Annotated in this window: 22 protein-coding genes; 10 read left to right on the forward strand and 12 right to left on the reverse strand. The window is 67.9% G+C overall.

The genetic code is table 11. The annotated features are described in order from the left end of the window. The first annotated feature begins 27 nt into the window (after positions 1-27). The 5 genes from HWX08_RS01685 to HWX08_RS01705 are packed head-to-tail and all read left to right on the forward strand — an operon-like array spanning position 28 to position 6,007. Positions 28-1,548 (forward strand): sugar ABC transporter ATP-binding protein, encoded by a 1,521-nt coding sequence (locus tag HWX08_RS01685; RefSeq protein ID WP_174922777.1) that lies wholly within the window; start codon positions 28-30, stop codon positions 1,546-1,548. Next, on the forward strand, positions 1,535-2,545 hold the full coding sequence (locus HWX08_RS01690; protein WP_069260380.1) for an ABC transporter permease: 1,011 nt from the start codon (positions 1,535-1,537) through the stop codon (positions 2,543-2,545). Before HWX08_RS01685 ends, HWX08_RS01690 begins: the two co-directional genes overlap by 14 nt. Positions 2,546-2,591: 46 nt before the next feature. Beyond that, positions 2,592-3,680: an alcohol dehydrogenase catalytic domain-containing protein gene (locus HWX08_RS01695; RefSeq protein WP_174922778.1), complete on the forward strand. Its 1,089-nt coding sequence runs from the start codon at positions 2,592-2,594 to the stop codon at positions 3,678-3,680. Positions 3,681-3,704: 24 nt separating this feature from the next. After that, complete coding sequence (locus HWX08_RS01700; protein WP_174922779.1) at positions 3,705-5,252, forward strand: FGGY-family carbohydrate kinase; 1,548 nt, start codon at positions 3,705-3,707, stop codon at positions 5,250-5,252. Then, positions 5,249-6,007 (forward strand): SDR family oxidoreductase, encoded by a 759-nt coding sequence (locus HWX08_RS01705; protein WP_174922780.1) that lies wholly within the window; start codon positions 5,249-5,251, stop codon positions 6,005-6,007. The genes HWX08_RS01700 and HWX08_RS01705 overlap by 4 nt, the downstream gene beginning before the upstream one ends. 67 nt (positions 6,008-6,074) lie before the next feature. Here the strand turns inward: HWX08_RS01705 and HWX08_RS01710 are convergent, their stop codons facing one another. The 8 genes from HWX08_RS01710 to HWX08_RS01745 all read right to left on the reverse strand — a co-directional run bounded on the left by HWX08_RS01710 (position 6,075) and on the right by HWX08_RS01745 (position 12,604). Continuing rightward, positions 6,075-6,215, reverse strand: coding sequence for a hypothetical protein (locus HWX08_RS01710; protein ID WP_174922781.1), 141 nt, complete (start codon positions 6,213-6,215; stop codon positions 6,075-6,077). A gap of 203 nt (positions 6,216-6,418) precedes the next feature. Next, positions 6,419-7,003 (reverse strand): nucleotidyltransferase family protein, encoded by a 585-nt coding sequence (locus HWX08_RS01715; protein WP_069260376.1) that lies wholly within the window; start codon positions 7,001-7,003, stop codon positions 6,419-6,421. 102 nt (positions 7,004-7,105) lie between these two features. Further along, positions 7,106-7,786 (reverse strand): M15 family metallopeptidase, encoded by a 681-nt coding sequence (locus HWX08_RS01720; RefSeq protein WP_244122669.1) that lies wholly within the window; start codon positions 7,784-7,786, stop codon positions 7,106-7,108. A gap of 148 nt (positions 7,787-7,934) precedes the next feature. Then, the gene (locus tag HWX08_RS01725; RefSeq protein ID WP_069261196.1) at positions 7,935-8,330 is read right to left on the reverse strand and encodes a type II toxin-antitoxin system VapC family toxin; all 396 of its coding nucleotides are present in this window, start codon (positions 8,328-8,330) and stop codon (positions 7,935-7,937) included. Then, the gene (locus HWX08_RS01730) at positions 8,327-8,566 is read right to left on the reverse strand and encodes a type II toxin-antitoxin system Phd/YefM family antitoxin (RefSeq protein ID WP_174922782.1); all 240 of its coding nucleotides are present in this window, start codon (positions 8,564-8,566) and stop codon (positions 8,327-8,329) included. Before HWX08_RS01730 ends, HWX08_RS01725 begins: the two co-directional genes overlap by 4 nt. A 346-nt stretch (positions 8,567-8,912) precedes the next feature. Then, complete coding sequence (locus HWX08_RS01735; protein ID WP_174922783.1) at positions 8,913-9,596, reverse strand: Fe2+-dependent dioxygenase; 684 nt, start codon at positions 9,594-9,596, stop codon at positions 8,913-8,915. Then, positions 9,593-10,354: a tetratricopeptide repeat protein gene (locus HWX08_RS01740; protein WP_174922784.1), complete on the reverse strand. Its 762-nt coding sequence runs from the start codon at positions 10,352-10,354 to the stop codon at positions 9,593-9,595. Before HWX08_RS01740 ends, HWX08_RS01735 begins: the two co-directional genes overlap by 4 nt. 3 nt (positions 10,355-10,357) lie before the next feature. Beyond that, entirely contained in the window at positions 10,358-12,604 is a 2,247-nt protein-coding gene (locus tag HWX08_RS01745; protein WP_174922785.1) for a TonB-dependent receptor, read from the reverse strand. Positions 12,605-12,910: 306 nt separating this feature from the next. Between HWX08_RS01745 and HWX08_RS01750 the strand changes: the two genes are divergently transcribed. Both HWX08_RS01750 and HWX08_RS01755 read left to right on the forward strand, forming a co-directional pair. Then, positions 12,911-13,150, forward strand: a complete 240-nt coding sequence (locus HWX08_RS01750) for a FitA-like ribbon-helix-helix domain-containing protein (RefSeq protein WP_107314447.1) — start codon at positions 12,911-12,913, stop codon at positions 13,148-13,150. Then, positions 13,147-13,566, forward strand: a complete 420-nt coding sequence (locus HWX08_RS01755) for a type II toxin-antitoxin system VapC family toxin (protein ID WP_069260373.1) — start codon at positions 13,147-13,149, stop codon at positions 13,564-13,566. The genes HWX08_RS01750 and HWX08_RS01755 overlap by 4 nt, the downstream gene beginning before the upstream one ends. Positions 13,567-13,677: 111 nt before the next feature. On the opposite strand, the gene HWX08_RS01760 is transcribed toward HWX08_RS01755, so the two are convergent. Further along, entirely contained in the window at positions 13,678-14,973 is a 1,296-nt protein-coding gene (locus HWX08_RS01760; protein ID WP_069260372.1) for an aspartate carbamoyltransferase, read from the reverse strand. Between the two features lie 234 nt (positions 14,974-15,207). On the opposite strand from HWX08_RS01760, the gene HWX08_RS01765 reads away from it, so the two are divergent. Continuing rightward, positions 15,208-15,342, forward strand: a complete 135-nt coding sequence (locus HWX08_RS01765) for an entericidin A/B family lipoprotein (RefSeq protein ID WP_069261192.1) — start codon at positions 15,208-15,210, stop codon at positions 15,340-15,342. A gap of 96 nt (positions 15,343-15,438) precedes the next feature. On the opposite strand, the gene HWX08_RS01770 is transcribed toward HWX08_RS01765, so the two are convergent. The 3 genes from HWX08_RS01770 to HWX08_RS01780 all read right to left on the reverse strand — a co-directional run bounded on the left by HWX08_RS01770 (position 15,439) and on the right by HWX08_RS01780 (position 18,231). Then, positions 15,439-15,987 (reverse strand): permease, encoded by a 549-nt coding sequence (locus HWX08_RS01770; RefSeq protein WP_174922786.1) that lies wholly within the window; start codon positions 15,985-15,987, stop codon positions 15,439-15,441. A 202-nt stretch (positions 15,988-16,189) separates the two neighbouring features. Beyond that, positions 16,190-17,158 (reverse strand): DMT family transporter, encoded by a 969-nt coding sequence (locus HWX08_RS01775; protein WP_174922799.1) that lies wholly within the window; start codon positions 17,156-17,158, stop codon positions 16,190-16,192. A 278-nt stretch (positions 17,159-17,436) separates the two neighbouring features. Then, positions 17,437-18,231: an AraC family transcriptional regulator gene (locus tag HWX08_RS01780; RefSeq protein WP_069260370.1), complete on the reverse strand. Its 795-nt coding sequence runs from the start codon at positions 18,229-18,231 to the stop codon at positions 17,437-17,439. 170 nt (positions 18,232-18,401) lie between these two features. Here HWX08_RS01780 and HWX08_RS01785 point away from each other — a divergent pair, with 170 nt between their 5' ends. Together HWX08_RS01785 and HWX08_RS01790 are read left to right on the forward strand one after the other, a co-directional pair. Further along, positions 18,402-19,235 (forward strand): molybdenum cofactor biosynthesis F family protein, encoded by an 834-nt coding sequence (locus HWX08_RS01785; protein ID WP_174922787.1) that lies wholly within the window; start codon positions 18,402-18,404, stop codon positions 19,233-19,235. Then, complete coding sequence (locus HWX08_RS01790; protein WP_069260369.1) at positions 19,232-20,041, forward strand: SDR family oxidoreductase; 810 nt, start codon at positions 19,232-19,234, stop codon at positions 20,039-20,041. Before HWX08_RS01785 ends, HWX08_RS01790 begins: the two co-directional genes overlap by 4 nt. Positions 20,042-20,114: the final 73 nt, after the last annotated feature.

The following is a 20,114-nucleotide window of genomic DNA, read 5'->3' on the forward strand; positions in this document are numbered from 1 at the left end:
GCCGGCGCCCCTCGTACGGAGAAGCCGATGGACACGATACTCAGGCTCAGCCACATCACGAAAAGCTTTCCGGGCGTGAAGGCGCTGTCCGACATTCATCTGCAGATCGCGCGCGGCGAGATTCACGCGCTGCTCGGCGAGAACGGCGCGGGCAAGTCGACGCTGATGAAGATTCTGTGCGGCATTCATCAGCCGGATACCGGCACGATCGAGATCGACGGCGCGCCACGTCATTTTGCGGACTATCGCGACGCGGTCGCGGCGGGCGTCGGCATCGTGTTCCAGGAGTTCAGCCTGATTCCGCACCTCGACGCCGTCGACAACCTGTTCCTCGGCCGCGAACTGCGCAATCGCTGGGGCGCGCGCGATCGCAGGCGGATGCGCGACGCGGCGGCCCGGATCTTCGCGCGGCTCGGCGTCGCGATCGATCTCGATGCGCCGATCCGCACGCTGTCGGTCGCGCAGCAGCAGTTCGTCGAGATCGGCAAGGCGCTGTCGCTCGACGCGCGTATCCTGATCCTCGACGAACCGACCGCGACGCTCACGCCGGCCGAGGCCGAACACCTGTTCGCGATCATGCGGGAGCTGAAGCGGCAGGGCGTCGCGATGATCTTCATCTCGCACCACCTCGACGAGATCTTCGCGGTGTGCGATCGCATCACGGTGCTGCGCGACGGCCAGTACGTGGCGACGACCGACGTCGCGCACACCGACGTCGAGCAACTGGTGCGGATGATGGTCGGCCGCCGGATCGAAAGCAGCTTTCCGCCGAAGCCGGCGCGTGCGGCCGATGCGCCGCGGGTGCTGGAGGTCGACGCGCTGCAGATCGAGCGCGGCGGCCCGGTGAACCGCTTCACGCTGCATGCCGGCGAGATCCTCGGGTTCGCCGGGCTGGTCGGCTCGGGCCGCACCGAGACCGCGCTCGCGGTGATCGGCGCGACGCGCGCGCATCGCAAGGACGTGCGCGTGCGCGGCGCGGCCGCGAAGCTCGCCGACCCGGCCGACGCGCTGCGCGCGGGCATCGGCATCCTGCCGGAGAGCCGCAAGACGGAAGGGCTCGTCACGTCGTTCTCGATCCGCGACAACATTTCGCTGAACAACCTCGGCAAGTACCGGTCGATGCGCTGGCTGATCGACCGCCGCGGCGAGGCGCGCACGACGCACGACGTGATGCGGCGCGTCGGCGTGAAGGCGCCGTCGATCCACACCGAGGTCGCGACGCTGTCCGGCGGCAACCAGCAGAAGGTCGTGATCGCGCGCTGGCTGAACCATCACACGTCGGTGCTGATCTTCGACGAGCCGACGCGCGGCATCGACGTCGGCGCGAAAGCCGAAATCTACGGGCTGATGCGCGAACTCACCGCGCGCGGCTACGCCATCATCATGATCTCGTCCGAACTGCCGGAGATCGTCGGCATGTGCGATCGCGTCGCCGTGTTCCGGCAGGGCCGCATCGAGGCGACGCTCGAAGGCGACGAGATCGATCCCGACACGGTCATGACCTATGCCACGGCCGGCACGCGAGGAGCGACCCATGAACCTGCCTGATTCTTCTTCCACGCCTTCCACGACGCTCGCGGCCGACGGAAACGGCGCCGCACCGCCGCCGCGCGCGATGTGGGCGCAGTTGCGCCGCTCGACGCTGTTCTATCCGCTCGTCGGCCTTGTCGTCGTGTGCATCGCGATGATGATCGCGAGCCCGAGCTTCCTGTCCGCCGCGAACCTCGAGAACGTGCTGCGGCAGGTGTCGATCAACGCGATCATCGCGGTCGGCATGACCTGCGTGATCCTGACCGGCGGGATCGACCTGTCGGTCGGCTCGGTGATGGCGCTGTCGGGCACGCTCGCGGCCGGGCTGATGGTCGCGGGCGTCAACGCGGCGGCCGCGCTCGCGATCGGCATCGCGGTCGGCCTCGGCTTCGGCTTCCTGAACGGCGTGTTCGTCGCGTTCGCGGGGATGCCGCCGATCATCGTCACGCTCGCGACGATGGGCATCGCGCGCGGCCTCGCGCTGATCTACACGGGCGGCTACCCGATCGACGGCTTGCCCGACTGGGTCGCGTTCTTCGGCAGCGGCAAGGTGCTCGGCATTCAGGCGCCGGTTCTGATCATGCTCGCGGTCTACGCGATCGCGTGGCTGCTGCTCGACCGGATGCCGTTCGGCCGCTACGTGTATGCGATCGGCGGCAACGAACAGGCGACGCGGCTCACCGGCGTGCGCGTCGCGCGCGTGAAGCTGATCGTCTACACGCTGGCCGGGCTCACGTCGGCGCTCGCCGCGATCGTGCTGACCGGACGGCTGATGAGCGGGCAGCCGAACGCGGGCGTGGGCTTCGAGCTCGACGCGATCGCGGCCGTCGTGATGGGCGGCACGTCGATCTCGGGCGGGCGCGGCGCGATCCTCGGCACGCTGGTCGGCGCGCTGCTGCTCGGCGTGCTCAACAACGGGCTGAACATGATCGGCGTGAACCCGTATGTGCAGAACGTGATCAAGGGCGGAATCATCCTGCTCGCGATCTATATCAGCCGGGAACGGTCGCGGTAACGACCGATTCATCGGCAATCCATATCATCCACGAAAGAGACAACCCATGACGACACCCGAAGCCCCGCCGCGGATGACCGCGGTCGTCTGCCACGGCCCCGAGGACTATCGCGTCGAACAGGTCGCGAAGCCGCGCCCCGGCGCGAACGAGCTCGTGATCCGCATTGCCGCATGCGGAATCTGCGCGAGCGACTGCAAGTGCTATATGGGGGCGAAGATGTTCTGGGGCGGCCCGAGCCCGTGGGTGAAGGCGCCCGTGATACCCGGCCACGAATTCTTCGGCTACGTCGAAGCGCTCGGCGAAGGCGCGGCCGAGCACTTCGGCGTGGCGCTCGGCGACCGCGTGATCGCCGAGCAGATCGTGCCTTGCGGCAAGTGCCGCTACTGCAAGTCGGGCCAGTACTGGATGTGCGAAGTGCACAACATCTTCGGCTTCCAGCGCGAGGTCGCGGACGGCGGCATGGCCGAATACATGCGCATTCCGCCGACCGCGATCGTCCACCGGATTCCGCTCGGCGTGTCGCTCGAGGATGCGGCGATCATCGAGCCGCTGTCGTGCGCGATCCACACGGTGAACCGCGGCGACGTCCAGCTCGACGACGTGGTCGTGATCGCGGGCGCGGGCCCGCTCGGGCTGATGATGACGCAGGTCGCGCACCTGAAGACGCCGAAGAAGCTGGTCGTGATCGACCTGATCGACGAGCGGCTCGAACTGGCGCGCGAGTACGGCGCCGACGTGACGATCAACCCGAAGCGCGACGATGCGCGCGAGATCGTCAGGTCGCTCACCGACGGCTACGGCTGCGACGTCTACATCGAGACGACCGGCGCGCCGGTCGGCGTGAGCCAGGGGCTCGACCTGATCCGCAAGCTCGGCCGCTTCGTCGAATTCAGCGTGTTCGGCGAGGACGCGACCGTCGACTGGTCGATCATCGGCGATCGCAAGGAGCTCGACGTGCGCGGTGCACACCTGGGGCCCTACTGTTACCCGATCGCGATCGATTTGCTCGCGCGCGGGCTCGTCACGTCGAAAGGCATCGTCACGCACGATTTCGCGTTCGAGGACTGGGACGACGCGATCCGCGTCGCGAAATCGCCCGAATCGATCAAGGTGCTGCTGAAGCCGGCGAACTGACGGTTGCGCCTCACCGGAGACATCATGGACTACGTCATAGGCGTCGACATCGGCACGCAGAGCACCAAGGCGCTGCTGGTCGACCGGCACGGCACGATCGTCGCGCGGCGCTCGGCCGGCTACCAGCCCGATACGCCGCGCCCGCTATGGGCCGAGCAATGGCCGCAGGTGTGGTTCGATGCCGTGCTCGCGTGCATCGCGGGCTGCGTGAGCGATGCGCGCGCGCAGGGCGTGCCGGCCGACGCGATTCGCGCGGTGTGCGTCGGCAGCCTGTACGGCGGCTCGGGCATTCCGGTGGACAGCGACATGCGACCGCTTCATCCGTGCCTGATCTGGATGGACCGGCGCGCGACCGCGGAAGTCGACTGGGTCAACGCGAACGTGAACGTCGAGCGGCTGCGCGTGATCACCGGCAACGGCGTCGACAGCTATTACGGCTTCACGAAAATGCTGTGGCTGCGCGGCCAGCGGCCCGACGTGTGGGCGAACGTGCGCTATTTCCTGCCGCCGAACGCGTACGTGATCTATCTGCTGACCGGCGAGGTCGCGGTCGATCACAGCTCGGCAGGCAACATCGGCGGCGTGTACGACGTCGCGCGCCGCGAGTGGTCCGACGACGCGCTCGACATGCTCGGCATTCCGGCGACGATGATGCCCGAGCGGCTCGTCGAATCGACGGACGTCGTCGGCGGGCTGCTGTCGCAATGGACGGAGCAACTCGGGCTGCCGGCGGGCACGCCCATCGTCGCGGGCGGCGTCGATGCGGCCGTCGCGACCTTCGCGGCCGGCGCGACGCGCACGGGGCAGCATGTCGCGATGATCGGTACCAGCATGTGCTGGGGCTACGTGAGCCGGCACGTCGATGCGCGTCACGGGCTCGTCAGCATGCCGCACGTGTTCAACGGGCAGCGCGACCTGTACGTGTTCGGCGGGGCGATCACGGCAGGCGCGTCGGTTGCCTGGTTTCGCGACCAGTTCTGTCAGGCCGAAATCGATGCGGCGCGCCTGCTGCCGCACGGCGACCCGCACGCGCTGCTCGAGGAGGCGGCCGAAAGCGTGCCGCCGGGCGCCGACGGCGTGCTGTTCCTGCCGTACCTGATGGGCGAACGCAGCCCCGTGTGGGACGCGAAGGCGAGCGGCGCGTTCGTCGGGCTGAGCCTCGCGCATACGCGCGCGCACCTGTATCGCGCGGTGCTCGAAGGCGTCGCGTTCGCGTTGCGGCACAACATCGAGGCCGGGCGCCGCGGTGCGACGGCGCTCGACGACCGGCTGATCGTCGTCGGGGGCGCCGCGCATTCGCCGCTGTGGATGCAGATCATCGCGGACGTGACGGGCTTCCCGGTGTGGACGATCGAGCAGGACGTCGAAGCCGCGATGGGCGCCGCGCTGCTCGCGGGCGTCGGCGCCGGGCTCGTGTCGCACGACGACGCGCAGCGCGGATGGGTCACGCTCGTCGAGCGCGCGCGGCCCGATGCCGAACGCGCGAAAGCGTACGCGGCGCGCTTTGCGCTTTATACGGCGCTGTATCCGGCGCTCCAACCGATCATGCACGGGTTGCACACGCCATCATGAAGACACGATTCGATTTCAGCGGTTCGCGGATGCTCGTCACGGGCGCGTCGAGCGGGATCGGGCGCGCGTGCGCGGTCGCGCTCGTGCAGGCCGGCGCTCAGGTCGTCGCGGCGGGGCGCGACACGGCTGCGCTCGACGCGCTGGCCGGCGAGACCGGATGCGAGACGCTGCGCCTGGATGTCGGCGCAGACGAGCAGGCGATCGACGTGGCGATCGGCGCATACGATGGGTTCGACGGCCTCGTGAACTGTGCGGGGATCGCATCGCTCGAAGCGGCGCTCGACGTGAGCGCCGCGCATTTCGATCGCGTGATGGCCGTCAACGCGCGCGGCGCTGCGCTCGTCGCGCGGGCCGTCGCGCGGAAGATGATCGCGCGTGACGCACGCGGCGTCGCGCACGCGCGGGGCAGCATCGTCAACGTATCGAGCCAGGCCGCGCTCGTCGGCCTGCCCGCGCATCTGAGCTATTGCGCGTCGAAGGCGGCGATGGACGCGATCACGCGCGTGCTGTGCATCGAACTCGGGCCGCACGGCATTCGTGTGAACAGCGTGAACCCGACCGTCACGCTCACGCCGATGGCGCAGTTCGCGTGGAGCGAACCGGAAAAGCGTGCGCCGATGCTGGCCGCGATTCCGCTCGGCCGATTTGCGGAGCCGGACGAGGTCGTCGAGCCGATCCTGTTCTTGCTGAGCGATGCGGCGTCGATGGTCAGCGGTGTTTCGCTGCCGATCGACGGGGGGTATACGGCGCGCTAGACGACGGCGTGCGGAGACGGCGCGCGGCCGGAACCGGCGGCGAGTGCGCGGCGCTGCCGCGTTGCCGCTAGACCGGATCCTTGCTCGGCGGTCCGTCCGGCTGCTGCGGGTTGTCGTGATGGCCGGGCGGCGACCACAGCGGGTCGTCTTCCGGGTCGCGGTTCGGGTCGGCAGGGGGCTCGGGCGTCGGGGTCGTGTGGTCGCTCATGGAGAACTCGCGCAGTGCGTGACGGCGGTGGTGCGGCGGGTGCGCCTCGTCTCCGTTATAGCCAATCGGGCGTGCGTTTGCTGCGGGATTCTTGCAGCAGGTGGTCCGGCGTCTGCGCAATCCGCGCGGGGGCGGCTTTCTTGCGGATATCTGCCGCGCGGAAGCGGGGCATGCGTTGCAGTATGCGCTTCGCGCGCGCCCGGTCAGCGCAAATCCGCCGGCGTATCGACGTCGCGCACGATGCCGGGATCGTCGACGTCGAGCAGCCTGACCGGTGCGCTGGCGAACAGCGCGCGGGCGCCCGTGTCGCCGTCGAGGGCGGCGAGCGCATCGAAGTGGTGCGCGGCGAACCCGACCGGATGGCCGCGCACGCCGCGATGCGCGGGCGCGACGATCGATGCGTCGTCGGCGTCGAGCGCGCGTGTGACGGTTTCGTAGGTGGAAGCCGCAATCCACGGCATGTCGCCGAGCGCGACGAGCCAGCCGTTCGCGTCGGGCGTCGCGCGCACGCCGGCGGCGAGGCTCGCGCCCATGCCGCGCTCGGCGTCGGGTGCGTAGACGACGTGGCAGCCGGCTTCGTTCAGCAGCATCGCGAGTTTTTCGGCACCGGGACGCACGACCGCGATCACGTCGGCCGTGGCCGCCGCCAGATGGCGGGCGGCCGCGACCGCCACCGGCGTGCCGTCGGGAAGCAGCGCGAGGAGTTTGCTGTGCAGGCCGCTCGGATCGAAGCGTTGACCGAGGCCGCCGGCGAGCAGGACGCCGGTGGCGAGTGACGCATAGGGCATCGGCGCGGAGGGAATGAGACAGGTGCTGCGATTGTGCGGGAGCACACGGGGATCGGCAAGTGCGGATGTTACCGGGACGGGCGCATTTCGTCGGAAAGAATGTCAGCGCGCGGCTTCGTCGAGCATGTTTTCCTCGACGGGGCCGTAGATCGCGTGCGATTGATCGTGCATGACGGCCCAATAGCGGTCGCCGAATGACCAATGCCACCATTCCGACGGGTAATTCGTGAGGCCGGCGCCCGTCAACGCGGCGATCAGCACCTGGCGATTGCGGGCGGCTGCGCGGCTGATGAACGGGTTGTGCGTGTAGCACGCGCCGGACGATTCCTGGTCGGTGGCGTCGAGCACGCAGCCCATGTCGAGTTCGGTGCCTTCCGCCGACATCAGCGTCAGGTCGACGGCCGCACCCGTCGGATGGGCGGCGACTTCCGGCGGCGCGACGTAGTGGCTCGCGAGTGCGATCAGTGTGTCGTCGTCCGGCAGCGGATTCAGCGTCTGGCGCAGGTGCGCGAGGTGCCCGGCGAAGTAGTGGCGCTGCAAGGCCGGCGGACGATAGCCTTCCTTCACGTACAGGCGCAGGCCGTCGGGCAGCGCGTGCGCGGCGGCGACCAGCCGTTGCGCCACGCCACGACGCACTTTCAGGAAATGCGGGCTTCTGCCTGGGGCGTTGCGGGGATCGAGATCGACGGCGATGCGGTCATGGAAACCTTCGAGATCGACAAACCCTTCGTGCGATTCCAGCAGGGCGATCGACCGGACAACGGGATCGGAGAGCGAGATCACGATAGCGGACGAACTGGCGCGATGACGGTTGCGGGCCGCGAGCCGGCGCCGAGGCGGGCCGGTCGAGGTCGTTTTTGTCAGATGAATCGCCAATATGCCAGAGTCCGGCAGCGTATGCGCAGCCGTTGCGCCCTCGGGCGGATGACGCTCACCAGAGCGTCTTGACGTGCGCGTAGGCGCGGATTTTTTCGTCGCGGGTGACGAGCGGCGCGCCGAGACGCCGTGCGGTCGCGACGATCATGCGATCGGCCGGGTCCTTGTGGAACGTGCCGGGCAGGTCGGTGGATTTCGCGGCGATGTCGGCGTCGACGGGCACGAAGCGCATGCCGTCGATCTGCGCGACGGTGGCGAGCCACGCGTCGACATCCATCGTCAGCGCAAGACGCTCGTTGCGCACCAGCATCGCAATCTCCCATGCGGAAATCGCTGATGCCGCGAGCGCGCCTTCGCTGCGCGCGCGATCGATCGCGCTTTTCGCCTTCTTGCTGAGCGACGAATCGCCCGCCACCCACCACACCAATGCATGCGTATCCAGCACGATCACCGCGACGCCTCCCAATCATCTTCCGCAATCGGATCGAGAGGTTTGTCGTAGCGCATGACCGAACCGCGCAATATCTCCAACGGCTGAGCGTCGCGTGCGTGGTAGGGCCGGATTTCGAGCGTCGGCTTGCCGTGATCGGTGACGATCAGGCTTTCTCCGGACGCTTCGACGAGCCGGAAGTATTCGAGTGCGCGAGCCTTGAATTCGGATTTCGATACGGGAGCGTGCGGCATCATGATATGAGCATGGTCATTTGACGATGGTCATTTTAGTCATGGATGACGGTACGGTGCAAGCTCGGGGCGCGGGCAGTGTCACGCGTTGGGATGCCTATTCGCCCACTTCGTCAGATGGTTGTGATGGATCGCCACCCTTGAGCGGTGACTTGTATCGACCAAGTTCCGCGCTTGGCCTCTGCGCTGATACGCAAACCAGCAAATCCGTCGATCGGCTCGTCAGTACCCGTGAACCATACGCCGGATTTTGTTCGCATCAAATTTCATTTCCACCCCCAAATTACCTACGCCTTGGCTTGGGTTGGAGTGATCCTCACGTCGCTATGACGAACGCCTGCATCAGGCGCTACGCATCCGCCCACTTCCTCAACAAGTTGTGATAAATCCCGGTGAGCGAAATGACCATCGGATCCTTCGCCCCTTTCTCGGCGGAAAGCGTCTGAATCTGCGTATCCAGCTGAAACAGCAGCGTGCGGTCGCCATCGTCGCGCACCATGCTCTGAATCCAGAAGAACGACGCGACACGCTCGCCGCGCGTCACCGGCGTCACCCGATGCAGGCTCGATGCCGGATACAGCACGAGATCGCCCGCCGGCAGCTTCGCGCGATGCGTACCGTACGTATCCTCGACGCACAGCTCGCCGCCGTCATACGCATCGGGTTCTTCGAGAAACAGCGTCGCCGACAGATCGCTGCGCACGCGGAAATCCGTGCCGCGCAGCAGCCGGATCGCGTTGTCGACATGCGTGTCGAACGTCTCGCCGCCTTCATAGCGATTGAACAGCGGCGGAAACACCTTCAGCGGCAGCGCGGCCGAAAAGAACAGCGCGTTGCGCGCGAGCGCATCCTGAATCGCATCGCCGACCGCGCGCGCGGCGGGCGAGTGCTCCGGCAACTGCCGGTTGCGTTTCGCGAGCGCCGATTGCGCACCGGACGTCGCGTTGCCGTCGACCCATTCGGCGGCATCGAGCAGCTCGCGGCATTGCGCGACCTGCGTGCTGGTCAGTACGCAGGGGATATGAAGCATCATGTTGCGGATTCCATGGCCGGGGTGTGCGGCCGCAGTTGCAGCGCCGCCTTACGAAATGCGTCGATCGGCGACGATGCGAGATACGCGACCATCTTCGCGACGAACGCGGGCGTAGCGCTGGCCGGCACATGCGCGAGCCATTCGAGTGCCTCGTCGATGTGCCCGCGTTCGCCAAGCAGTCGTGCGTAATTGAACTGGCCGCGGAAATCGCCGGCAACTGCGGCGCGACGATAGTGGTCGAACGCGGCGTCGGTGTCGACCGGTACGACCCAGCCATCCTCGTAGAAACCGCCGATCAGGTTGATCGACTTCGCATGGCCGAGCGCGGCCGCGCGGCGAAACCAGTCGAGCGCATCGGCGCGGTTCTCGTCGACGCCGTTGCCGAGCGCGAGCGCCGTCGCGTAGTTGTACATCCCCCAGTCGAGCCCCGCCTGCGCGGCGAGCCGGTACCAGTACACGGCGACCGGTGCGCACGCGGCCGTGCCCCAGCCGAACTCGTAGCAGCGGCCGAGCATGTTCATCGCCATCGGGTGGGCGGCGCGCGCCGCGTGCCGGAACCAGTTGAACGCGGCTGCCGGATCGCGCGCGACGCCATGCCCGTCGAGCAGGTATTGCCCGTAGACGGCCTGCGCATCGACGATGCCATTGTCGGCCGCCGCCGCGACCCACGCGGCGGCGCGCTCGGGCGGCCCGGCCAGGATGTCCGCGAACTCGCGCGGCGACACCGACGCGAGTGCCTTCAGCGACACGGCCTCCATCGATCAGTAGCGCGCGTTCAGCGTGACGAACGCCGAGCGGCCCGGTGCGATCGACGCATAGTGCGCCGGATACGCCTGGTCGAAGTAGGTGCGGTTGAACAGGTTGTTCACGTTCAGCTGCAGGTCGAGCTTCTTGTTGATCCGGTACTGCGCCATCGCATCGAAGCGCCAGTACGACGGCACCGCGCGCAGGTTCGCGGGATCGCCGAACACTTCCGACATGTAGAACGCGCCGCCGCCGACGGTGAATTTCGGCGTCACGTCGTAGTTCGACCACATCGTGAAGCTGTGCTTCGGCGTGTTCGGGAAGCGGTTGCCGTTGTTCGCGGTGTCCTTGCCGTTGTCGCGCAACTCGCTCTTCATGTACGTATAGCCGCCGAACACCTGCCACTGCTTGGTGATCTGGCCGGCGACGCCGAGCTCGAGACCCTGCACGCGCTTGTTGCCCACCATCGCGTACTGGTTGTTCGGCAGCGTCACGCGCGCGTTCGTCGTGTCGATCTGGAACAGCGCGCCGGTGAGCGACAGCTTGTCGTTCAGCACGTCCCACTTCGTGCCGAGCTCGATGCTGCGGTTCTTTTCCGGCGACAGTTGATCGGCGTTCGAGCCGACGCCGCCGCGTCCCGGCGTGAGCGACTGCGTTTCGCTGCCTTCGCCGAGCAGCATGCCGGCCGGCGTCGACGACGTCGCATACGACGCGTAGATGCTGCCGTTCTGCGCCGGTTTGAACACGAGGCCGGCCTGCCAGTTCACGAGCGTGTCGTCGCGCGTGTAGGTCTTGCCGCCGTTGGCCTGGGTGTCGGTGAAGCGGGTCGAGTAGTCGTCGACGCGCACGCCGGCGTTGACCTGCCAGCGCGGCGTGATCTCGATCGTGTCGAAGCCGTAGATCGACTTCGTCGTGGTGCGCGCATGCGCGTAGTCGTTGTTGCGCGTGATCGAACCGGCCCACGGGTCGTTCGGATTCGGCGACCAGAGGCTCGTGCAGTTGTAACCCGACGCGGCACCGATCCCTTGCTGGCAGATCTTGCCGGTGCCGGTCGCGACCGTGTACGAATCGCGCTTGCCCCATTCGCGCGACAGCTCGATGCCGGTCGTGAAGCTGTGCTTGAGCGGGCCGGTGCGGAATTCGCCGAACAGCTCGGTCAGGTTCGCGAGGCTGTTGATCGAGCTGTTGCGGTTGTTGTTGCGGCGCCAGACCTTGCCGTTCACCACGTTGCCCTGGCTGTCGTCCGGCTGCGTCCAGATGTAGTCCTGCGTGGATTCCGTGTAGCGCGTGGTGTTGCGGACCGTCAGCGACGACGTGATGTCGTGCTCGATCCTGATCGTGCTGATGTCCGACGTGGTCTTGCGGAAGTCACGGTCGATCAGGCCGTAGAAGTTGTGGCGATCGACGGGCGCCGGATAGATCGTGCCGACGTTCGCGGGCTTGTTCGACGTCGTGTAGAAGTACGGGATGCCGCCGTCCGGCATGTCGTCCGTCGACAGGTGGTAGTAGCTCGCGGTTACGCGCGTCGGCGTGCCGAGGCCGAACGCGATCGACGGCGCGACGCCCCAACGCTCGTTGTTGACCGCGTCGCGGCCGGCGACGTCGTTGTTGTGGCTCATCAGGTTCAGGCGGAACGCGGCGTGATCGGCGAACTGCCAGTTGCCGTCGGCCGTGAAGCGGCGATAGCGGTCGGTGCCGAGGCCCGCGCTCGCGGCGGCCGTGGTGCCGAGATGCGGGGCCTTCGTGATCAGGTTGATGCTGCCGCCCGCGCCGCCGCGGCCGCCGAATGCGCCGTCGGAACCCTTGGTGATCTCGATGCGTTCGGTGTTGAAGATCTCGCGCGTGGTGGCGCCCGTGTCGCGCATGCCGTCGACGAACATGCTGCCCTGCGTGTCGTAGCCGCGGATGAACGGACGATCGCCGAGCGGGTTGCCGCCTTCGCCGGCGCCGAACGTGATGCCGGGCGTGGTGCGCAGCGCTTCGGTCAGCGTCGACGCGCCGCTGTTCCGGATCAGTTCCTGCGGAATCACGGTGACGGATTTCGGGGTATCGACGAGCGGCGCGGTGAATTTCGCGGACGCGGAGAAGTCGGCCTTGTAGCTGTGCTCGGCCTTGCCCTGGACCTCGATCGGTGCGAGATGGCCGTCGGTGCCGGTCGGGGCGGGCGGCGGCGTGCCGTCCGCCGCGAACGCCGGGCTCGCGGCGAGCACGCTGCACAGGGTGGTGAACTTGCCGAGCTTCAGCTCGTCGGGACGTGACTTCATGGTGCGCTTCGACCTCGCGGTGTGGCCCCAGGGCGCTGCGCTGCGGAAATGTGCATGCCGCCGGGAATTATTACGATTTGTTTTCAGTCAGCATTCTATGTAATTTCAACTTGAATGAGAAGCGTTCTTGTTCTCGTTTGTTGTGGAATTGTTGACGAATGTTGCGGCCCGCGGGGCGGGCGATGGCCGTTCGGCCAGGTATGACGGGCTTCCCGGGCGGTTTAGAGTGATGGCATCGCGGCTCGCCCGCAATGACAGCAAGGTGATAATATGACTGCATTGAAAGCAATCGTCTCGGGGTGCATCATGCCTGTCATTACCGTTCGGAATTTGCCCGATGAAGTGCATCGGGCGCTTCGGATTCGTGCGGCCCAGCACGGGCGCAGTACCGAAGCGGAAGTGCGTGACATTCTCGAGCAGGCGGTATTGCCGGGCGGTCGGCTGAAGCTGGGAACGCTGCTGGCGGAAATCGGGCGGGAGGCGGGAGGTGTCGATTTCGACGTTCAACGCGACAAGACGCCAACCGGTCCGATGAGCTTCGAATGATTCTGGTCGACACGAACGTCATGTCCGAGCCGCTGCGGCGCGAGCCGAGTGCGGCCGTGATCGAGTGGCTCGATGCGCAGAACGTCGAGACGCTATTCGTTGCCGCGATCAGTCTTGCCGAAATGCGGTCCGGCGTCGCGGCGCTGCCGGAAGGGCGCCGGCGCGACTGGTTGCATCAAAGCATCGAGCAGCGTGTCGTGCCGTTGTTTCGCGGCCGGATCCTGCCGTTCGACGATGCGGCGAGCAAAGCGTATGCGGGTCTTCGCGCGCGGGCCCGGGCTGCGGGCAGTGCGATCGCGCCCGCCGACTGCTTCATTGCCGCGACGGCCGAGGCGAACGGATTGATGATTGCGACGCGCGACGTCGCGCCATTTCAGGCGGTCGGCTTGCGCGTGATCGATCCGTGGGCGTCTTAGGCGCCGATTGCCGCCATGTTTGCCGCGCGCAAAAAATAAAGCGCGCCGGGCAGCCCGGCGCGCTTGCCGTTGAGCGTGGTGCGCCGCGTGGCGCGCCCCGGCTGTTCCTGCTCAATCGACGCCGTGAAACACCGCGTCTTCCGGCCCGAGGTACGCCGGCGGGCGCCACGTCGCGTCGCGCATCGAATGCTGAACGAGGTTCTCGACGCCGAGCAGTACCGCGAAGATCGCCATCCGCACCGGAATACCGTTGTCGGTCTGGCGGAAGATCGCGAGGCGCGGGTCCCGGTTCAGGTCGACCGACAGGTCGTTCGCGCCGGGCCGGCTGTCGCGCGGCAGCGGGTGCATGATCAACGTGTCAGGTTTGCACACCGTGTCGACGAGCGCCTGGTTGATCTGGAAATCCGGCGTGTAGCCTTCGAACGACTCGTCGGTGAAGCGCTCCTTCTGGATCCGCGTTGCATAGACGACGTCCGCGCCGTGCAGCCCGGCCGCGAGGTCGGTCGTCTGCTCGATCACGTGCCCGTTGGTCGCGATCTGGTCGATGATGTAGGCCGGCATCTCGAGCGTCGGCGGAGACACGAGCGTGAACTTGAGCCCGCGGTACAGCGCGAGCAGCTTCACGAGCGAATGCACGGTGCGGCCGTACTTGAGGTCGCCGACCAGCGCGATGTGCGCGCCGTCGACGATCTTGCCGAGCCGCGAGAATTCGCGCTGGATCGTATAGAGGTCGAGCAGCGCCTGGCTCGGGTGCTCGCCGGGGCCGTCGCCGCCGTTGATCACCGGCAGGTTGGTCGCGCGGGCGAATTCGGCCACGGAGCCTTTCTCCGGATGGCGGATGACCAGCGCGTCGACGTAGCCGGCCATCACGCGGCTCGTGTCGTAGATCGATTCGCCCTTTGCCATCGACGAGAACGTGAAGCCCGTCGTGTCGCACACCGAGCCGCCGAGCCGGCAGAAGGCGGCGCCGAACGAGACGCGCGTACGCGTGCTGGCCTCGAAGAACAGGTTGCCGAGCACCGCGCCTTCCAGCACGCGCGAAATCTTGTGGCGGCGCGCGATCGGCTGCATCACGTCGGCCACGCGGAACAGCGCCTCGACCGAGTCCCGCGAGAACTGGTCGACCGACAGCAGTTGCGGCTTGCCTTCAAAAAAGAACTGCTTCGCGAGCCCCTGGTTGTCTACGCTTTGCGTATATTCACCGCCTTCCGGTGTGGCGCGCTCGACGATTTCCGAGACGAAGCGCTCGACGATCTCGGGCATCCCGCGCGATTCCTGCGAATCGTCGGGCAACAGCCAGGTGTCCAGCGCGCGCCGGCTGACGCCGATGCGATTGGCGAACGCTTCGCGGGTCATGTTGAGGCGGCGCATGGCGTCGCGAAGGAAGGCTTGCTGGGGAACGGTCATCGGCGGCTCCTGACGAAAATATACGCGGTGCGTATATTAGTTCGTGGCGCGTTGAAGTCAAGAAAAATCTGCGCGAACCGGTTGTGGGGCCCAGATGACATGTGGCGGCTTTGTACTGGCGTGCGCGGCGGCCGTCTCCGTATAATCAGGTCAGGCCCCGTGCCCGGCATGTTGCCGGGCGCCATGCCGAACACGATTCGCCCGTCGGGCATGTTGATTCCAAGGAGAATGAGAATGACGCGTACGATTGCTGCAATGCTGCTGGTGGTGACCGCCGCGCTTGCCGGTTGCAACACGGTTGCCGGCGTGGGGCAGGACCTTTCGAAGGGCGGCCAGGCAATCAGCGATACGGCTGAAAAGGCCAAGTAAGCCAGCTGGTTCCGGAATGCCGAAGGCGCCGGGCCGTCCCGCAATCGCGGGGCGGCCCGGCGCCTTTTTTACGGCCCGGATTCGATGCCGGTGGCGTCAGGCGTGCTCGACGAACGCGTAACGGCCGTCGACCTTGCGCGGCGCAAACCAGCCGTAGTCGGGGAACAGGCGGTTGCGGACGAACCACACGTAGCCCACCAGCAAAAGCGTGATCACGAGGCCGGGCAACGCAGTTGCCGGATCGCGCCCGAGTGCGCCGATGGTCTTCGGCAGCTGCAGCAGCGACAGCAGGATGAACGCGTGGTAAGCGCCGACGCGGTTGGTCGCAAAGCCCCAGATGAACAGCAGCGACAGCGGCACGGTCAATGCGAGGAACACGAGCGCCAGGCCACTGCCGGCACCCGTCGCGAAGAAGTAGTACGCGAGCATGACGCTGATCGCGAGCTGGGCGATGCCGAGAGCGATCAGGATCCGGATGTGCACCTTGTTCCTGCGGCAGCGTTCGGGGTCGGGCCGCGACGCGATCAGGTGCGCGAGCACGCGATCCTTGAGCCCCTGTCCGGACAGTTCGGCCAGTGCGTCGGCCTTCCTCGTTCCCGCGGACAGCAGCACCGCGATTCTTGTTTTGGCTTCCTTCCTGTTCATTGCGTGGCGGATTGTTGTTCGTTGGTTGTCAAAGGTCCCGGTCACGCGAATATTGCATCTTGCGGGGTGCGGCGCAACGGTTTTGCGATGCGCGGACACATTCCTACAGTCGCCGGCCGCGGATGGCGCGGACGCGGGGGACGACAGGTCGTGCGGCGGGGTGGCGCCGCCGCCGTTTCGGCAGCGGCACGATGAGCGCAAATCAGTCGGCTGCAGTCGGTGCGGGGCCGGCTGGCCGACCCGGATTCACCGGGTGCGTTTCGGGTGCGCCGGCTGCTCCGGCCGCCGGATCGCGCCGCCGCGTCGCGCCGACGACCACACCCGCGACGACGAGCGCGATGCCCGCGACCCGCGTGCCGCTGAGCGTTTCGCCGAAAAGCGCGACCGCGAACAGCACGGCCGAGACCGGCGCGACCGCCGTGAACAGCGCGGCCTCGGTGCCGCTCGTGCGGGCCGAACCCGCATACCAGCACAGGTAGCCGAGCACGGTCGGCACCAGCGCGTAGTACGCGATCGCCGACACCGCGCCGACGGTCCAGCCGGTCGCCACCGCGTGCCATTCGAACGCGGCCGGTACGAGTGCGAGCACGAAGCCGAGGCCCGACATCGCGGTCGACAGCGCCAGCGGCGGCCACGGCGCGGCAAGCCGCCGGTTGAGCAGGATGAACACCGCTTCGCACGCGACCGCGGCCAGCACCAGCGCGTCGCCGGCCAGCGAGCGGAGTGACGGCATGGCCTGGCCCGGCGCGAACGTGACGAACAGCACACCGGCCGTGGCGAGCGCGGCGGCCATCCAGTCGCGCGGCGTCTGCCGCTCGCGCAGCACGACGGCAGCGATCAGCGTCGACATCGCGGGCAGCGTGCCGAGCATCACGCCCGCATCGAGCGGCGACGACAACTTCGTGCCGCAGATCAGCAGCACCGTGTAACCGACACCGCCCGCCGCCGCCTGGATGACCAGCAGCATGGCGTCGCGCGTGGAGATGCGTGGCCAGCGCATGCGCTGCGCGCGCATCAGCGCGAACAGCAGCGGCGTCGCGATCAGGAAGCGCAGCGCCGTGGCCGCGAACGGCGGCAGGCCGCCTGCCGCGAGACGGCTCGCGACGACGGTGCTGCCGACACCCGCCATCGCGGCGGCGAGATAGAGATAGCCGATCAGTCGTGTCTTCATGCGCCGCATCGTCGCGTGGCGCAGCCGTGCGCGTCTTGAACGAAATTGCAGCGTGCTCGGGCGCATCTCCTCTGGTGTGCCGGGCACGGGAACCTTGACCGTCGCGTTCCAGATGCCGGCGACGTCGCCGTCGGACGCTTCGAGCACTTCGGCCTTGAAGCCCTTGCGCTCGCTATGCGTGCGCCACGGCGGGGCGCATATCGTTACCGTCGACGCGGCAACGTCTTCGAAGGGGGTTCGCATGCGCATGGCAGTCGTCACGCGGCATGGCCGTGGCGTCAGACCGCCTGAGTGAACCGCCCCGGCGTGATCCCGAACTGGCGCGCGAACGCACGCGTCAGGTGGCTTTGATCGGCAAAGCCGGCTTCGGCCGCGGCATCGGCGATCGGCAGGCCGCCGGCGAGCAGCGCGCGCGCCAGCCGCGCACGCGACTGGATCAGGTACGCGTGCGGCGTGATGCCGAGTTCGCGGGCGAACCCGCGCAGCAGCTGGAAGCGGCTCACGCCGCTCAAGTCGGCCAGTTCGGCGAGCGAAACGGGCGCGGCCGGCGCCGCGTCGAGCCGCTCCCGGGCGATGCGGATCGCCGGGGCGACGCCCGCCGCCGGCAGCGAGCGGTTCGCGTGCCGGGCGAGCAGCCCGGCGACGAGCATCACGAGCGCCTCGTCGCGGGCGAGCGGCGGGGATTCTCCCGCGACGATGCGCGCATGCAGCCGGCCGACGGCGGCCGCGAGCCGCGCGTCGCGCACCGCCGGATGGGCGAGCTCGACGCCGCCGACACCTTCTTCCGCCGCGACACCCGCGACCAGCGCGGGGGCGAGGTACAGCATCCGCCAGCGCCGGCCCGTGCCGGCCTCTATCGGCGCGCCGTCGTGCATCTCGCCCGGGTTGACCATGATCGCGTCGCCGGCCAGTGCGTCGACCTGCCCGCGGCCGCTCCACGACCGGTGCGCGCCGCTGACGATCACGCCGACCCCGAATTCGTCGTGCGCGTGGCGCGGAAACGCGCGGTCGGATTCGAGGCTGATGGCCTCGATGCCTTCGCCGGTCCGTCGGTAATGGGTGACGCGGTGCATGTGCGCTCCTCGCGCCGGGCGCGGCGCGGATTTCGTGCACTTTAGCGCGTTCCGGCGCCGCGCGCCCTTCATCCTTTTGGCCGATACCGCGCGGCGCACGCAGCCCCCACCATGTGCACATGAGCAGCGTACACGGCCCGCCGGGCATGAAGCTGCGCGGGAGACGGCAGGTGGAACGACAGGATCCGGTATTCATTCAGGTTGGCGCGCTCGCGGACGGCTTCGCGCCGGAAGCGAACACCCTCGCACCCGTCGATGCGCTCGCCGGGCGCACGCTCGCGCTCGGCGATGCATCGGGTGTGTGGCGCATCTATACGTTCGAGCGCGGCGCGCTGCAGTGGCGCGACGCGGCGACCGACACGGGCGGCCGCGAGCCGTGCCGCGTGACGCGGCTGCGCGGCGGCCTGTACTTCGTCGACTACATCGATTCGACGGTGCGCGCGACGTCGGTCAGTCTCGTGATCGATCTCGATGCCGGCGTGTGGACGTCGGTGGTCGGCACGCTGCCGACCGAAGCCGATACGCACATCGACGCGTTCACGCGGGTTGCGCGCGGGCTGGCGCTGACGGGCGTCGAGGCCGGTTTCCGGCACGGCACGCTCGGCGGCCACACGCAGCCGGGGCCGCTGCACGGGCCCACGCGCGAGCTGATCGGCAAGCGGACGATGTACCGCTACAGCCCGACCGAATGCTACGAGCACATCTACCTGAACGAGAACTTCTACGCGTGGCAGTGCCTGCAGGGTGTCGAAGCCGGGCTGGCCGATGTCGACCGCTGTCATTACTTCAGGATTGCAGACGAACTGTACCTGTTCGTGTGGCGCGAAAAAGTGGTGCCGACGCTCGGCGTCGTGTTGATCGACCTCGCGCAGCGCAAGACCGACGGCAAGATCTTCGGCTACCAGGGCGGCGATTTCGGCACGCTGTCGAACTTCCCGGTCGGCGCCCATGCGCTCGTGCTGAACGACACCGTGCATCCGCTCGGCGGCGAGGCGCCGCGATGACCGCCGTGCCGGGCAGCGGCCGCCTGCGTGCGGATTTCAGCGGGCGCGTCGTCCTCGTCACGGGCGCCGCGCAGGGGATCGGCGCGGCGATCGCGCGCCGCTTCGCGGAATCCGGCGCGTTCGTCGCGCTGGCCGACCTGAACGGCGAGGCCGCCGCCGCGCAGGCCGACGCGCTCGCGAGCACGGGCGGAGACGCGCGCGCCTATCAGGTGGACGCCGCCAGCCGCGACGAACTGCGCGCGCTGGTCGCGGCGGTCGAGCGCGACGGCGGCCGGCTCGATGTCGTCGTCCACAATGCCGCGTATTTTCCGCTGACGCCGTTCATGCAGATCGACCAGCCGACGCTCGACCGGACGCTGTCGGTCAACCTGTCGGCGTTGTTCTGGCTCGCGCAGGCCGCGTTGCCGGCATTCGAGCGCGCGGGAGCGGGGCGGCTGCTCGTCACGTCGTCGGTGACGGGGCCGCGCGTCGCGTACCCGGGGCTCGCGCATTACGCGGCGTCGAAGGCCGGCGTGAACGGCTTCATTCGCGCGGCGGCACTGGAACTCGCGCGCCGCAACGTGACGGTGAACGGTGTCGAGCCGGGGATGATCCGCACGCCGGCGGCCGGCAATCTCGGCGACGCGTCGCTCGCCGCGCAGATCGCGCGCGACATTCCGCTTGCGAGGCTGGGCGAGCCGGACGATATTGCGAACGCGATGCTGTTTCTTGCATCGGCCGACGCCGCGTACATCACGGGGCAGACGATCGTCGTCGACGGCGGCGCGACGCTGCCCGAGAGCGGGGCGGTGCTGGACGGTACGTGACGGCGGGCTGGGCAACGACCGCCGGAACAGCGCGGTGTCGGCGGCCCGCTGCGAGCGCGCGCGGCGGGCTCGG

Source organism: Burkholderia metallica, assembly GCF_902832845.1.
In the GTDB taxonomy this organism is placed as follows: Bacteria; Pseudomonadota; Gammaproteobacteria; order Burkholderiales; family Burkholderiaceae; genus Burkholderia; species Burkholderia metallica.